The sequence below is a fragment of the Bacillus sp. RC242 genome, assembly GCF_044908245.1.
In the GTDB taxonomy this organism is placed as follows: Bacteria; Bacillota; Bacilli; order Bacillales; family Bacillaceae_G; genus Bacillus_A; species Bacillus_A mycoides.
Genome location: NZ_JBIYCZ010000003.1, coordinates 310,950 through 324,958 on the forward strand (window position 1 = coordinate 310,950; position 14,009 = coordinate 324,958).

Annotated in this window: 14 protein-coding genes; 13 read left to right on the forward strand and 1 reads right to left on the reverse strand. The window is 34.5% G+C overall.

The window, feature by feature from the left end; translation table 11 throughout:
• The first annotated feature begins 6 nt into the window (after positions 1–6).
• Both ABH957_RS08455 and ABH957_RS08460 read left to right on the forward strand, forming a co-directional pair.
• Positions 7–867, forward strand: coding sequence for a branched-chain amino acid ABC transporter permease (locus ABH957_RS08455; protein ID WP_219302024.1), 861 nt, complete (start codon positions 7–9; stop codon positions 865–867).
• 49 nt (positions 868–916) lie between these two features.
• A complete protein-coding gene (locus ABH957_RS08460; protein ID WP_404456499.1) occupies positions 917–1,870 on the forward strand; it encodes a branched-chain amino acid ABC transporter permease in 954 nt (317 codons plus the stop codon).
• A 164-nt stretch (positions 1,871–2,034) separates the two neighbouring features.
• Here the strand turns inward: ABH957_RS08460 and ABH957_RS08465 are convergent, their stop codons facing one another.
• On the reverse strand, positions 2,035–2,823 hold the full coding sequence (locus ABH957_RS08465) for a LysR family transcriptional regulator (protein WP_404510963.1): 789 nt from the start codon (positions 2,821–2,823) through the stop codon (positions 2,035–2,037).
• A gap of 120 nt (positions 2,824–2,943) precedes the next feature.
• Between ABH957_RS08465 and ABH957_RS08470 the strand changes: the two genes are divergently transcribed.
• From ABH957_RS08470 to ABH957_RS08520, 11 genes are all read left to right on the forward strand, one after another.
• Positions 2,944–3,489 carry a DUF4865 family protein gene (locus ABH957_RS08470; RefSeq protein ID WP_113734663.1) on the forward strand — a complete coding sequence of 182 codons (546 nt, stop codon included), beginning with the start codon at positions 2,944–2,946 and terminating at the stop codon, positions 3,487–3,489.
• 45 nt (positions 3,490–3,534) lie between these two features.
• Positions 3,535–3,945, forward strand: coding sequence for a tautomerase family protein (locus tag ABH957_RS08475; RefSeq protein ID WP_404510965.1), 411 nt, complete (start codon positions 3,535–3,537; stop codon positions 3,943–3,945).
• On the forward strand, positions 3,942–4,265 hold the full coding sequence (locus ABH957_RS08480) for a carboxymuconolactone decarboxylase family protein (RefSeq protein WP_235661805.1): 324 nt from the start codon (positions 3,942–3,944) through the stop codon (positions 4,263–4,265). The genes ABH957_RS08475 and ABH957_RS08480 overlap by 4 nt, the downstream gene beginning before the upstream one ends.
• 101 nt (positions 4,266–4,366) lie before the next feature.
• On the forward strand, positions 4,367–4,810 hold the full coding sequence (locus ABH957_RS08485) for a MarR family winged helix-turn-helix transcriptional regulator (protein ID WP_113938227.1): 444 nt from the start codon (positions 4,367–4,369) through the stop codon (positions 4,808–4,810).
• 52 nt (positions 4,811–4,862) lie between these two features.
• On the forward strand, positions 4,863–5,804 hold the full coding sequence (locus tag ABH957_RS08490) for a ring-cleaving dioxygenase (RefSeq protein ID WP_404491387.1): 942 nt from the start codon (positions 4,863–4,865) through the stop codon (positions 5,802–5,804).
• A gap of 16 nt (positions 5,805–5,820) precedes the next feature.
• Complete coding sequence (locus tag ABH957_RS08495; protein ID WP_098635389.1) at positions 5,821–6,876, forward strand: LLM class flavin-dependent oxidoreductase; 1,056 nt, start codon at positions 5,821–5,823, stop codon at positions 6,874–6,876.
• Positions 6,877–7,501: 625 nt separating this feature from the next.
• A complete protein-coding gene (gene cydA, locus ABH957_RS08500; RefSeq protein WP_002012335.1) occupies positions 7,502–8,905 on the forward strand; it encodes a cytochrome ubiquinol oxidase subunit I in 1,404 nt (467 codons plus the stop codon).
• The gene (gene cydB / locus ABH957_RS08505) at positions 8,892–9,908 is read left to right on the forward strand and encodes a cytochrome d ubiquinol oxidase subunit II (RefSeq protein WP_002141342.1); all 1,017 of its coding nucleotides are present in this window, start codon (positions 8,892–8,894) and stop codon (positions 9,906–9,908) included. Before cydA ends, cydB begins: the two co-directional genes overlap by 14 nt.
• The gene (cydD, locus tag ABH957_RS08510; RefSeq protein ID WP_144512423.1) at positions 9,908–11,629 is read left to right on the forward strand and encodes a thiol reductant ABC exporter subunit CydD; all 1,722 of its coding nucleotides are present in this window, start codon (positions 9,908–9,910) and stop codon (positions 11,627–11,629) included. Before cydB ends, cydD begins: the two co-directional genes overlap by 1 nt.
• Positions 11,626–13,350 (forward strand): thiol reductant ABC exporter subunit CydC, encoded by a 1,725-nt coding sequence (gene cydC, locus ABH957_RS08515; RefSeq protein WP_404510967.1) that lies wholly within the window; start codon positions 11,626–11,628, stop codon positions 13,348–13,350. The genes cydD and cydC overlap by 4 nt, the downstream gene beginning before the upstream one ends.
• A 195-nt stretch (positions 13,351–13,545) precedes the next feature.
• Complete coding sequence (locus ABH957_RS08520) at positions 13,546–13,767, forward strand: hypothetical protein (RefSeq protein ID WP_002031341.1); 222 nt, start codon at positions 13,546–13,548, stop codon at positions 13,765–13,767.
• The last annotated feature ends 242 nt before the right edge of the window (positions 13,768–14,009 follow it).

The window sequence follows — 14,009 nt, forward strand, 5'->3', positions numbered from 1 at the left end:
AGAAGGATGGATGTGTTAATCAATTTATTTGTAAATGGGATTTCAACAGGGATGCTCATTTTTTTATTAGCGTCAGGTCTTTCACTTATTTTCGGTTTAATGAGCGTTCTAAACTTCGCACATGGTGGGTTATTTGCATGGGGAGCTTTTACAGGTGTATGGATATTTAATACAACTGGAAGCTATTTACTCGCTTTAATTGGAGCAATTTCTATGGGGATGTTTCTTGGATTCATTTTAGAAAGATTCCTTATTAGACCGGTATATGGAAATCATGTTCGCCAGCTTCTTGTGACGCTTGGAGGAATGCTTGTACTTAGTGAATGTATTAAAGTATTTTGGGGGCCAAATCCCATTGGTGCTAAATTACCGTTATGGTTACAAGGTAGTTATACATTTGAAGGCGTTATATTAATTAAATATCGTCTATTCGTTATTTTAGTTGGGATACTAATTTACATCGCTTTACTATTGCTACTGAAAAAAACAAAGATAGGACTTATGATTCGCGCTGGTGTAATGGATAAAGAGATGGTTCAAGCTCTCGGAATTAACGTAAAAGCGATATTCTCGTTTGTTTTTTTATTAGGAGCAGGGATGGCGGCGTTAGGTGGTTTTCTACTAGCACCATATTCAGGAGTTATTTTTGCTGAGATGGGTATGCAGTATGCAATTTTAGCCTTTATAGTAGTTATCATTGGAGGGTTAGGTAGCGTACAAGGTTCAGCGCTCGCTTCTTTAATTGTTGGATTAGCTGGTGCTTTTACAGCATATTTTATACCGGATTTATCACTTGCAATTAATATGTTAATGTTACTATTTTTCTTAATAGTGAAGCCAACGGGCCTTGTTGGTGAAAAGGGGTGAAACGGTGAACAGCACATCAAATCGAATTAAAGTATACTTCGGAGTATTTATGCTCATTTGTTTAAGTGTATTTCCATTCGTAAATGATTCACGGAGCTTGTTAATTTTGTTCACTCAAATCTTCATCTTTGCTATTTTCGCTATGAGTTTTGATGTTCTCCTTGGATATACGGGTATTGTTTCATTCGGTCATTGTATGTTCTTTGGAATAGGGGCGTATGGTGTGGCACTCTTATTTGATCGGCAAGGGGTGTCTATAACGAACTTTTTTATAGGAATAGCAGCCGCAATTATTGTATCAGCCATCGTTAGTTATATAATTGGTATGCTTTCATTACGTTTGAAAAGTCATTTTTATGCAATGTTAACGCTCGCTATTTCCCAGCTGTTTTTTGTACTTGCTGAAAAATGGCGTTCACTGACTCATGGAGGAGATGGATTTACATTTCGTGTACCAGATATATTCCGTGATCGTTTTACATTTTATTATATAACATTTATATGTCTAATCAGTATTTTCATTTTGTTACGTCTTTTCACAAAATCTTCAATTGGGAAAGTGTTAAAGGCGATTTCACAAAATGAACAACGAGTTGAAGCACTTGGCTATAAAGTGCTTCATTATAAAATTATTGCTAGTGTTGTTGCAGGAGTAGTTGCAGCGATTAGCGGTGGTTTATTTGTTATCACTTTACGCTTTGTTAATACAACTGTATTTTCAATTGAAATGACATTAAATGCATTATTGATGACAATGATTGGGGGAGTTGGAACGTTAATCGGAGCTATTGCTGGAGCAGGAATTATTGAATCACTAAAATATTATTTATCAGAACTAGCTACAGAGTATCCGATTTTTGAAAGGTGGACGATTATTCTTGGTTTATTATACATTATCGTGCTTCTAGTTTTTCCGAAAGGGTTAGTTGGAACAGTTAAGAAGTTGAAGAATTTTAAAAGGGATAAGAAGGAGAAGAACACAGGGGTGGAGCAGAACGTGTAAAATAAGTCTTCAAGATGAAAAGGGATGTCCTAGTAGTTAAACATATTAACTAGGTAACATCCCTTTTTATTTTATTAAGCCGTACGATAGTATATGAAGTTATATTAGCGATTCGAAAAGGGATATCTATTTACCCGTAAAATACGACAAGTGTAGCCTCTTTATTAATTAAATAGTTCACCTGGAATCACTTTATTTAAGTCTCGAGTTGTAAAGAAGTTAATAGGTAGTTTTTCAACTGCGACATTTTCAACTGGAACTAATTTATCATTTCTAATCGGTAAAAAAGCTATCCCATTTCCCTCAACAATAAACTCTTCAATAAGCGAATAAGAATCTAACTGTTGAAGTTGATGCTGGGATAGATTGTTTTCTTTTAGAAATTGTATTGTCATATTTCTAAAAGGGCACTTTTTATCGTTACTAACAAAGAAAAGTTCTTTTGAAAAGTCAATGTTACACTGTTTTTTCGCTTTTAATAAGCCTACAGAAATTGAAGTGGTGAATACTTTTTTAAACGCTGCGTCGGGATAATCCTCATAAGTTATGACTATATCAACTTTTTGTTGCTGTAGTAGTTTTTGTAAATGGCTACTACTTTCTATATATATTTGATAATTCCTGAAATTTTCTTTAATACGCATACTTAAATAATTAGTCAAAATAGATTGTGACGTCGCTATTATATAAGAAGAAGCACTTGTTTTAATTTCATCTTTCGCTTCTTCTAAAAGAGCTAATATTTTATTCGTGTAGTCTAATAAAATGTCACCAGAAGGTAACAGGGAGACACCTTTGTTATCTCTATGTAGTAAAGGTGTTTCTAATTCTTGTTCTAATTTTTTGATTCGCTCAGTTACATTTGGTTGTACATAGCCTAGCTCTTTAGCAGCTTTACTAATAGATCCTTCGTTAGCTACAGTTTTAAATATAATAAGATCATTTATTTCCATTCATTTCAGCCCCTTATACGGTATCATTATAAATGATATCAAACATAATTTATACCTATTTTACGTCAGCCGATCATCGGTTTATCATTATGTATATAAGATCGAAAGTGAGTGATAAACATGATTGGTATGCAATATAAGGTCATTTTACCAAAGGATTATGACATGGAGATTATTAAAAAAAGGGTAAAGGATAATGGGTTTAAAACTGATGGTTTTCAAGAACTAAATTTTAAGGCTTATTTAATTACTGAGACAGGTAAGGATGGGAATTTCTATAACTGTTATGCACCTTTATATATGTGGAATGGTCATGAAGGGATGAACAAATTTATATTCGAAGGGTATTACGATAATATTTTGCAATCGTTTGGGTGGCAACAAATAAATATAGGTGTTCCATTAGTTGTTAATTTAAGTAATGATTTTAGAAAAAGTAGATATGCTGTTGAATATGCAGGGAGTATTTCTCAAAGTAAATCGCTGATTGGGACGCAATTAAATAAAGTAAATGAAAATGTGCAAAACATAGAAAAATGTTTAGGAAATGTAATAGTTTATAATCCGGATAAGTGGGGATATAGTCAATTCAGTTTTTATAAGGAAAAGCCTGAAATAGATGTAATGGACGATGTTACTATTTATGAGATTTTACATATTTCATGAGGATATGTTGTTGAATGCTAAATTAAGAAAAAGGAATGAAAATGTATGCCTTTTGTGAACGTTTATTATCATGAAGATATAGTAAATAAAGAAGAGTTGAAAAAGATAGGTGAATGTATCCATCTTTCATTAATTGAACATTTTAACATCCCTGAAAATGATTATTTTCAAATATTTTTACCTTATCAACGAAATCAATTTTTGTATAATCCATATTATTTGTTGGAAAGAGGAGAAATGAGAACTGAGAATATGATTCATGTTTCTATTACATGTGGACCTGGAAGAACAGTACAACAGAAAAAAGGTTTGTATCAATCTATATCCTTTGAAGTTTCGGAATGTTCCAACGTAAAAGTTACTGACATTTTTATTACATTACATGAGACAGCTGCTGAAAACTGGTCATTTGGTCAAGGGACGGCACAATTGGTAAAAATGAAGGGAGCAAAATGATGAATGAACCAATTGAATTTTATATTCCAAAGAAAATGAGAGAAATAGCACCTGTATTTTCTCATTATAGTGAAGAGATATTATTTGAGGAAGTGTGGCGGGATGCCGCTTTAACATTAAGAGAAAGAAGCTTATGTACATTGTCGGCGCTAATCAGTCTTGGTAATACAGAACAATTATCATTTCATCTGAAGCTAGCTAAACAAAATGGGATAATGGAGAATGAATTAGTTGCATTAATAACACATATGGCTTTTTACGTTGGTTGGCCAAAAGCTGTGGCAGCTTTAAATATAGCAATGAATGAAATGGAAAGTTAAGAATAATGATTTTGGGAGGTATTTTTAACATATTTCTACTTGCATTACTATCACTTGAGTGGTAAAGTGATAGTAAGATCAACGCTAGGAAGTGATGAAACATGCGTGAAAATACGATAGGATCGTTAATATGGCTACGTTTAATACGATTTACGAACCAAAGTAATCAAATGTCAAATGAGTTTTTAAAACGTTTTGATTTAACAACAGCCCAATTTGATGTGCTTTTGCAAATACGGACTTATCAGCCATTAACACAAATGGAGTTAGCAGAAAAGGTTACCGTTACACAAGGCGGTATTTCTCGAATGTTAACACGTCTTGAAAAAGAAGGATATATTATACGAAAACAAGATTGGAAAACGAAAACAATTAGTCTTACAGGGCAAGGGGAAGCGGCTTTAGAAAGAGCATTGCCAGAGCAACTTGCATTTCAATCATCATTTTTTGATGATGTATTAAATGAAGAAGAGCAGAAAATACTATACGAGTTGATGTCAAAAGTTCATAAGCATAGTGAAAAAAAAGAATTACCGAATGAGTAATTTTTTTTACTTAATCAATTGACTAATCAAGTGATAAAGAGGAGGAAGTTTTATGTATACAATTCCAGGACATCACCACATTTCTATGGTGACTAAAAATGCGAAAACGAATAATAATTTTTATCGAGATGTTTTAGGATTACGCCGGGTGAAAAAGACAGTCAATCAAGATAATCCATTTATGTATCATTTGTTTTATGGTGATTTAACAGGGAGTGCCGGAACTGAATTATCATTTTTTGAAATGCCGAATGTAGGTAGAACAATCCGTGGTACAAATGCAATAACACAAATAGGCTTGCTCGTACCTTCAATAGAAAGTCTTACATTTTGGAAGAGACGTTTTGAGTCACTCCAGGTGGCGCATGGGGAAATTACAACTTACGCCGGAAGAGACGCACTGCACTTTGAAGATCCAGATGGTCTACGGTTAGTGCTGTTAAATAATAAAGATGAAGAGGTGCCTGAATATTGGACTGCATGGGATGAATCTTCTGTAGAGCAGAATCATCGTATTTTAGGCATGGGAACAGTTGAAATGACAGTGCGCAGTTTAAATAAATTATCAAAAACATTAACAGGTTTGTTTAGTTATAAAGAAGTATCTCGTTCAGACGATGAGGGGATTTATCAATCTATTGATGGTCAATCTTTTGGAGAAATTTTGGTGAAACAGCAAGATGGAGAGAGTGAAAGACCAGGAAAAGGAAGTATTCATCATTTAGCTATTCGTGTGAAAAATGATGAAGAACTGAGTTATTGGAATGAAGCGGTGAAAGATAAAGGGTTCCAATCAACAGGGATTATCGATCGCTTTTATTTTAAAAGTTTATATTTCCGTGAGTCAAATGGCATTTTATTTGAGATTGCGACGGATGGCCCAGGATTTACAGTAGATTCAATAGTTGAAGAATTAGGAAAAGAGCTGGATTTACCACCATTTTTAGAAGAGAGAAGAAAAGAGATTGAAGAGAAATTAATACCGCTTTATTAAAAGGGAGAGAGCAACTATGGAAAAATACCGTATTGATACAAGTAAGGGAATTGAATTTGGATTATATTCAATTGGAGATCATATTTTAAATCCGCATGATGGTTCGAAAATAAGTGCAGAAAAAAGAATTCATGAACTAATTGAAACAGCTAAGTTAGCAGATGAAGCTGGAATTGATGTGTTTGCTGTCGGTGAAAGTCATCAAGCGCATTTTACAACGCAAGCTCATACAGTTATTTTAGGAGCTATTGCACAAGCTACGAAAAACATTAAAATCGCGAGTTCCGCAACAGTATTAAGCACGTCAGATCCGGTTCGTGTATATGAGGATTTTGCCACAATTGATTTAATTTCTAGTGGTCGTGCTGAAATCGTTGCTGGTCGTGGATCTCGTATTGGGGGATATAGTTTACTTGGTTACGATGTAAATTATTATGAAGAACTATTTGAAGAGAAGATGGATCTTTTATTAAAAATAAATAAAGAAGAAAGTGTAACATGGAAAGGGCAGTTTAGAACGCCACTTGAACATGCGGCAATTATACCGAGAGCTAAAAATAACAATATGCCAATTTGGCGTGCTGTTGGAGGGCCACCTGCTAGTGCAATTAAGGCAGGACGCGCAGGTGTACCAATGATGCTTACGACACTTGGTGGCCCGGCTGTTAATTTTAAAGTTTCGGTTGATGCATATCGTGAAGCAGCTGAGCAAAGTGGTTTTGATCCAGCAACATTACCAATTGCGACAACAAGTTTATTTTATACAGCAGAAAATTCACAAGATGCACTTAGTGAATATTATCCTCATATTAATGCTGGTATGCTTGCGCTACGCGGTGGTGGGTATCCAAAACAACAATTTACTAACGCAGTAGATCACCGTGATGCGTTAATGATTGGTAGCCCGCAACAAATTATTGAAAAAATGCTTTATCAATATGAATTATTTGGACAGCAACGTTTTATGGCACAGATTGATTTTGGCGGTGTACCATTTGATAAGATTGAGAAAAACATTGAATTAATTGCTACTGAAATTATGCCGGCTGTTAGAAAATATACAACGAAATAATGAAAAAAGTACCGGGAATATAATCTATTCTCGGTACTTTTTTATTTAGTCAGTTTGAAAAATGACAAAAAAACGAATTTTATGTCTAGAGAAAGGGGAGTTTTTTTCTATTTGTGAATAACAATATTGTTGATTTGAATTTTGGAAATACATTTTTCTCTTGACAAAAATCTAACGTGTTTTCAGGTTTGATTCGAGGACATTTTTCAAGAGGAAAGTCAAGCGTATGAAGAGAAAAACATAATAATAATTGATATAAGAGTGTGTTGTATGTTTGAAAAGTCCGTTTTTAAAATGTGAAAAATCTAATTCAAAAAAATTACAAAAGACATATTTCAGACAAAATCCTGTCAATAATACGTCAAAAATCACCTGAATTTATTATGTAAGTATATTATACAATTCGATTAACGAATAAAACACTACTGAAATAGTGAAAAGGTAAATCGTATGAAGAAAGTTCTTTTGTAATTATCTAAAAAACTGACAATCTATATTTTCAGAAAGTACATAAACGAATTTATCTTTTTGTATTTCCAAATGATTGAATTGTTCGTTATGAAGTGAATTCATACAATTCAATCGATATTACGATATAAAAAAATATGAAGGAAGTGACTTTAGCATGGAAACGCTCGAATTGGCACGAATACAATTTGCATCAACAACGATTTTTCATTACTTTTTCGTTCCGCTGTCTATAGGCTTAGCTTTTATCATTGCGTTAATGCAAACGTTGTATGTGGTAAAGGGACAAGAAATTTATAAGAAGATGACAAAGTTTTGGACACAAATATTCCTTGTTAACTTCGCAGTAGGTGTAGTAACAGGTATTTTACAAGAATTTCAGTTTGGTATGAACTGGTCAACGTATTCACGTTTTGTTGGTGATGTTTTCGGACCATCACTTGCAATTGAGGGTTTATTAGCATTTTTCATTGAGTCTACATTCCTAGGTTTATGGGTATTCGGTGAGGATAAACTTCCGAAGCGAGTTCATCTTTTATGTATTTGGCTCCTCTCAATAGGAACAATGTTATCAGCATTTTGGATTTTAACTGCAAGTGCATTTATGCATGCCCCAGTAGGATATGAAATGGCAGCAGATGGACGTGCGCAAATGAATGATTTTTGGGCGATTATTCAAAATCCACAATTATGGGTGCAATTCCCGCATACAATTACAGCGGCAATTGCAACTGGTGCATTCTTTATTGCAGGTGTAAGTGCATGGAAAATATCAAAAGGTCAAGAAACTGCGGTGTTTAAAAAATCGTTCCGAGTTTCTATCGTTGTTGGAACAATTACAACAGCATTGGTATTATTTTTCGGTCATGCACAAGCACAAAATTTAATTAAGACACATCCGATGAAAATGGCAGCAGCTGAAGCATTATGGAATACGAGTGAGGATCCAGCGCCATTTACAGTATTTGCAAAAATTGATACAGAGAAGAAAGAAAATTCGTTTGAAATTCAAATCCCTTATATGCTAAGTCTATTGTCATATGATAAATTTAGCGGTCAAGTTGAAGGGATGAATCAAATTCAAAAACAATATGAAGAAAAATATGGACCTGGAGATTATATTCCTCCAGTACATACTATGTTCTGGAGTTTTAGAGCGATGGTAATGAGTGGAACATTCATGCTTCTTTTAGGAATGTACGGCTGGTTCTTATCAAGAAAAGATCGCTTAACTGAAAACCCTTGGTATTTAAAAATAATGGTATATGCAATTGCACTACCGTTTATCGGTAATACAGTAGGATGGATCATGACTGAAATGGGACGTCAGCCTTGGGTTGTCTTCGGTGTTATGAAAACAGAAGATGCTGTATCTCCAAACGTTTCATTTGGAGAAGTATTATTCTCTCTTGTTTCATTCACATCACTATATTTAATTGTTGGAGGAATTACTGTTTACTTATTCGTTCGTATCATTAAAGGACATGCGAATAAGAAAACGAAAAAGGATTATCAAAGCCATGATCCATTTGATAAGGAGGAAGAGTATGTTATCTCTTAATGAGTTGTGGTTTCTAATTATCTCAACCTTATTCGTTGGCTTCTTTGTACTTGAAGGTTTCGATTTTGGTGTAGGAATCGTTTCAAGGTTTTTAGGGAAAAACGATCTGGAAAAACGTATATATTTAAATACAATTGGGCCGTTTTGGCACGCAAATGAAGTATGGCTTGTTTGTGCTGGTGGCGCTATGTTTGCGGCATTCCCGCACTGGTATGCAACTTTATTTAGTGGGTTTTATATTCCATTTGTGTTTATGCTTCTTGCATTAATTATAAGAGGTGTTTCCTTTAAATTCCGTGCGAAAATAGAAAATCATAAATGGAAGAGTTTCTGGGATTGGGGCATGTTTATTGGAAGTTTGCTACCTCCCATACTTTGGGGAGTTGCAATCGCAAACTTTATGACAGGTGTACCAATTGATGGAAGTAAAAATATGGTAGGCGGATTTATGAAATTACTTCACCCATTTGCGTTACTTGGGGGAGTTATGTTTCTTCTTCTATGTATTGTTCATGGTTTGCAATTCCTTACTATACGTACAACAGGAAAATTACGAGAACGCGCACGTATTGCCGCGACAAAGATTGCACCTTTTGCATTAATAACACTTCTTGTTTTTGCAGCTGTAGGGTTATGGAAAACAGATATTTTCACCGCACATGGTTCAGAGTGGCTAATGGTTCCAATTGGAGCTTTTGTAGCGCTATTTGTTTCTACTTTATTAAATAAAAGAAGAAGAGATGGTTGGGCTTTCTTTATGACGAGTTTAACAATCATTTTGTTAAGTGCAAGTGTGTTCATCGGTATGTTCCCGCGTGTCATGATTAGCTCATTAGGAGCGGTAAATGATTTGACAATTTATAATGCGGCATCAGGACCTTATGCATTAAAACTGATGAGCTATTTTTCTCTTGCTATTTTACCATTTGTTATCGGTAGTCAAATATGGAGTTTCTATGTATTTAGACAACCTGTTAAGTCAGACAAAGATTTGGAGTACTAATGAAAAGAAAAAGAGGACTTCCGTCGTATCCTGGTAGCCGAGTTTTATATGTAACTTTAAGTCTTATTAGCATTTTAGAGGCGTGTAGTATCATTGCGCAGACAGTGTTTTTAGCACGAGCAATCACATTTTTATTTCATGGAGAAACAGTGCAAGCTGTACTAAATGAAACTGTTTATTTTGGGATCACGTTTGCAGCACGCCAAATGTTAGTGCGAACATCGCAAATATTGGTTGAGCGTTTCGCTGAAAAAACAGGATTTGCATTACGTAAACAGTTAATAGAAGCATATTTTACGTTAGGGCCGAGATTTGTCCAAACGAATGGGACTGGTCATCTGGTTACTTTATCGATAGAAGGTATTGAGAAATTTAAAACATATATTGAATTGACAATTCCTAAAATGATTAGAAGTAGTATCGTTCCAGGGCTAATTGTTCTATATGTTTTTACACTAGACATTGAGTCGGGAATCATATTAGTTGTAACGATTCCAATTGTGATCATGTTTATGATCCTTCTAGGATTAGCAGCGCAGAAAATGGCGGATAGCCAATATGAGACATATCGTGTACTTTCTAATCATTTTGTAGATACGTTAAAAGGATTAGAAACATTAAAGTATTTAGGGAAAAGTAAACAGCACGAAGGAAAGATTGAAAAAGTAAGTAAACGATATAGAAAAGCAACGATGCGTACTTTGCGAGTTGCTTTTCTTTCTTCTTTTGCATTAGATTTCTTTACGAGTTTATCAATTGCATTTGTAGCAGTTGGATTAGGGATACGGTTAATAGATGGGACAATTATACTGTTGCCAGCTCTTACGATTTTAATTTTAGCGCCGGAATATTTTCTGCCGATTAAGCAAGTTGGAGCGAATTATCATGCTACATTAGATGGACAACTGGCAATGGAGCAAATAGAAGAAATTTTACAGAAACAAAAAGAAATAGAAAAGAAAGATTCAAATGTAGATATAGTATGGAATTCTTCTAGTAGTTTGAAATTACAAGATGTAAAAGTAAATAATGATGAATCTGAAAAGGCTATATTAGAGGGAATTGATTTTACTTGGCAAGGTAACGGTGCTATAGGCATTATTGGTGAAAGTGGGGCAGGGAAATCAACGTTAATCGATGTGTTAGCAGGATTTCTAGCTCCTTCGGGTGGGAAGATGTTAGTGAATGGTGTGGAAATTGGTGAATCTAATCGAGAAGATTGGCAAAAAAATATTGCTTATATTCCGCAGCAACCTTATATTTTTCCGCTTTCATTAAAAGATAATATTTGTTTCTATGAAACGAATACAATTGATAAAGAGGTTGAGAGAGTTATTAATGAAGTTGGTCTTCGTTCGCTCGTTGCATCATTACCACATGGGATGTACGAAAGAATTGGAGAAGGTGGACGTATGCTTAGTGGTGGACAAGAACAACGTGTCGCTATGGCACGTGCACTTTTAAGTAAAAAGCCAATCATTTTATTAGATGAACCTACAGCACATCTTGATATTGAAACTGAATTTGAAATAAAGCAATCGATGTTACGTCTGTTTGAAGGTAAGTTAGTATTTCTTGCAACGCATCGTCTACATTGGATGAAGCAAATGGATCATATTCTTATTTTTAATAAAGGGAAAGTTATAGAAAGTGGAACATATGAAGAACTTTTAACGAATGAGACATTACATTTTCATAGCGAAGAGAGGGGAGAGCGATGAGTAACTGGATTAAGCCTTATATACAGCAAAATAAAGGTAGAATGACTTTGACTATTTTCCTTGGGCTTCTTGGAGTTAGTTCGGGTGCGATGTTACTTTTCATTTCAGGTTATTTAATTTCTAAATCTGCTCTCAGACCGGAAAATGTAATGGCTGTATATGTTCCTATTGTCGCAACGCGTGCATTTAGTATAGGACAAGCGGTCTTTCATTATTTAGAGCGTTTAGTTGGGCATGACGTCGTTCTACGAATTTTAGAAAAAATGAGGACAAAACTATATAGAATTGTAGAACCACAGGCGTTATTTTTACGCTCTCGATTTCAAACTGGTGATGTACTAGGTGTATTGTCTGATGATATAGAACATTTACAGAATCTATATTTACGTACAATATTCCCTAGTATATTAGCGTTAGTTGTATATAGCATTTTCGTAATTGTTATCGGTGCATTTGACTTAGTATTTGCACTTATCGCATCTTGTATGTTAGCTGTTATTGTTTTTCTTCTCCCATTCGTATCACTACTTTTGATGAAACGACATCATGTTGCTTTGAAGCGAGGAAGAAATCGTTTGTATCAACAATTGACAGATGCTGTATTTGGGTTATCTGATTGGCAGGCGAGTGGTAGAAAAGATGAATTTATTAATGCGTATGTAGAGCAAAATGTCCAGTTGTTAAAGACAGAAAAGAGAGTGAAACGCTGGTACCATATTCGAGACAGTATCATTCATTTAATAGTCGGCATTGTAGTTATTTCAATGATTATGTGGACTGGAAATCAAGCAGCAAGTGAACAGATTGCACCTACAGTTATTGCAGCGTTCGTATTAATGACATTATCTGTGACAAATGCGCTTATCCCTATATCAGATGCTATCGATCGAATTCCATCTTATGTAGAATCTGCTCATCGGCTTAATGGCGTAGAAAGTGAGAGCGCTTTGGATGAGGGTAAGGAGTTATCTGTAAATAAAGAATACGTTGCATCAAAACATGTAGATATCGAACTGAGTAATGTGTCGTATAATTATCCGGATAGTAATGAACCTGTATTAAAAGATGTATCATTGCAAATAAAGGCAGGAAAGAAAATTGCTATTTTAGGTAGAAGTGGAACAGGGAAATCTACTTTACTAAAATTGTTAACTGGTGCACTACGTCCGGTGAATGGCCAAGTTATATTGAATGGTGAACAAGCTCGTACGGATTTTTTGTCAAAATATATTTCTGTATTAAACCAAAAACCACATTTATTCGATACGACAATTGGAAATAATGTGCGGATCGGTAAACCAGAGGCTAATGATGAAGAGATATGGAAAGCTTTAGAGAAAGCACAGCTAGCACCACACATTGCTTCTCTTCCTGATGGATTACAAACAAAAATGCATGAAATGGGAAAGAGGTTTTCTGGCGGAGAAAGGCAAAGGGTAGCATTTGCAAGAACTCTTATGCAAGAAACACCAATCATTGTACTTGATGAACCGACTATCGGTTTAGACCCTAAAACGGAATTAGCCTTAATAGAAACAATGTTTTCTGCAACAGAAGAAAAGACTGTTATTTGGATTACACATCATCTTGTAGGAATTGAACATGTAGATGAAGTTATTTTCCTTGATAGTGGCCAAATCGCTATGCAAGGTAGTCACGAACAGCTACTGAAAGAAAATGAGAAATATCGTAGGTTATATGAGCTTGATAAAGGTATATAGGAATGAAATGCAAAAAACCACAAATTCTTGGTAGTTCAAGGTTCGTGTTTTTTTGTATTTGTGGTGAAATCATATAAGCCGTATAAGCTATTTGATCATGAAATGGTTATATATTGTTAGAAAGGGTGTTTAAAACCTATCCTTTCAAGGCAATACTTGAGCCATAGTGAATGGATTGTTGGAAGGCGTGATTATATGTTTGAAGAGGATGGCATTGTTTTAATTTTGGAGCCTGCTGATGAGCGGAATATGAGGAAATTTATTTTTACAGTACCGAAGTCAGTTTATGAAAAAAAAGAAATTTTATTACATTACGGAACACCTTTAGGCCAAGGATATACGGACATTATAGAAGATATTATTAGTGTACATATAGACATAGATATTATAACAGTAATAGGGCATGTGAGAGGATAAAGAGAAACTTTAATTAGTGAGAGCTATACGTACCTGGAAAACAGACGTACTGAAAATAAGTATGTCTGTTTTTATATTTAAATGAAGATAGTTTCGAGGTACATGTTGAACAGGATAATAATGATTTTTCTAGAATGTATAAGAGGAAGATTAAAAAAATAAGATATGATGTGATAAAGTGTATAAGAAGAAAATAAAGTGTTTATAAATGAATAAAAGTATGGAAATTATTTAGGAGGTAA

Excerpts from the sequence above, each read along its gene's own strand:
- ABH957_RS08475 (WP_404510965.1), top strand. The coding sequence starts at position 3,535 with ATGCCTTTTGTGAACGTTTATTATCATGAAGATATAGTAAATAAAGAA.
- ABH957_RS08520 (WP_002031341.1), top strand. The coding sequence starts at position 13,546 with ATGTTTGAAGAGGATGGCATTGTTTTAATTTTGGAGCCTGCTGATGAG.
- cydA (WP_002012335.1), top strand. The coding sequence starts at position 7,502 with ATGGAAACGCTCGAATTGGCACGAATACAATTTGCATCAACAACGATT.
- ABH957_RS08465 (WP_404510963.1), bottom strand. The coding sequence starts at position 2,823 with ATGGAAATAAATGATCTTATTATATTTAAAACTGTAGCTAACGAAGGA.
- ABH957_RS08480 (WP_235661805.1), top strand. The coding sequence starts at position 3,942 with ATGATGAATGAACCAATTGAATTTTATATTCCAAAGAAAATGAGAGAA.
- ABH957_RS08495 (WP_098635389.1), top strand. The coding sequence starts at position 5,821 with ATGGAAAAATACCGTATTGATACAAGTAAGGGAATTGAATTTGGATTA.
- cydC (WP_404510967.1), top strand. The coding sequence starts at position 11,626 with ATGAGTAACTGGATTAAGCCTTATATACAGCAAAATAAAGGTAGAATG.
- ABH957_RS08490 (WP_404491387.1), top strand. The coding sequence starts at position 4,863 with ATGTATACAATTCCAGGACATCACCACATTTCTATGGTGACTAAAAAT.
- ABH957_RS08485 (WP_113938227.1), top strand. The coding sequence starts at position 4,367 with ATGCGTGAAAATACGATAGGATCGTTAATATGGCTACGTTTAATACGA.
- ABH957_RS08455 (WP_219302024.1), top strand. The coding sequence starts at position 7 with ATGGATGTGTTAATCAATTTATTTGTAAATGGGATTTCAACAGGGATG.
- ABH957_RS08460 (WP_404456499.1), top strand. The coding sequence starts at position 917 with ATGCTCATTTGTTTAAGTGTATTTCCATTCGTAAATGATTCACGGAGC.
- cydD (WP_144512423.1), top strand. The coding sequence starts at position 9,908 with ATGAAAAGAAAAAGAGGACTTCCGTCGTATCCTGGTAGCCGAGTTTTA.
- ABH957_RS08470 (WP_113734663.1), top strand. The coding sequence starts at position 2,944 with ATGATTGGTATGCAATATAAGGTCATTTTACCAAAGGATTATGACATG.
- cydB (WP_002141342.1), top strand. The coding sequence starts at position 8,892 with ATGTTATCTCTTAATGAGTTGTGGTTTCTAATTATCTCAACCTTATTC.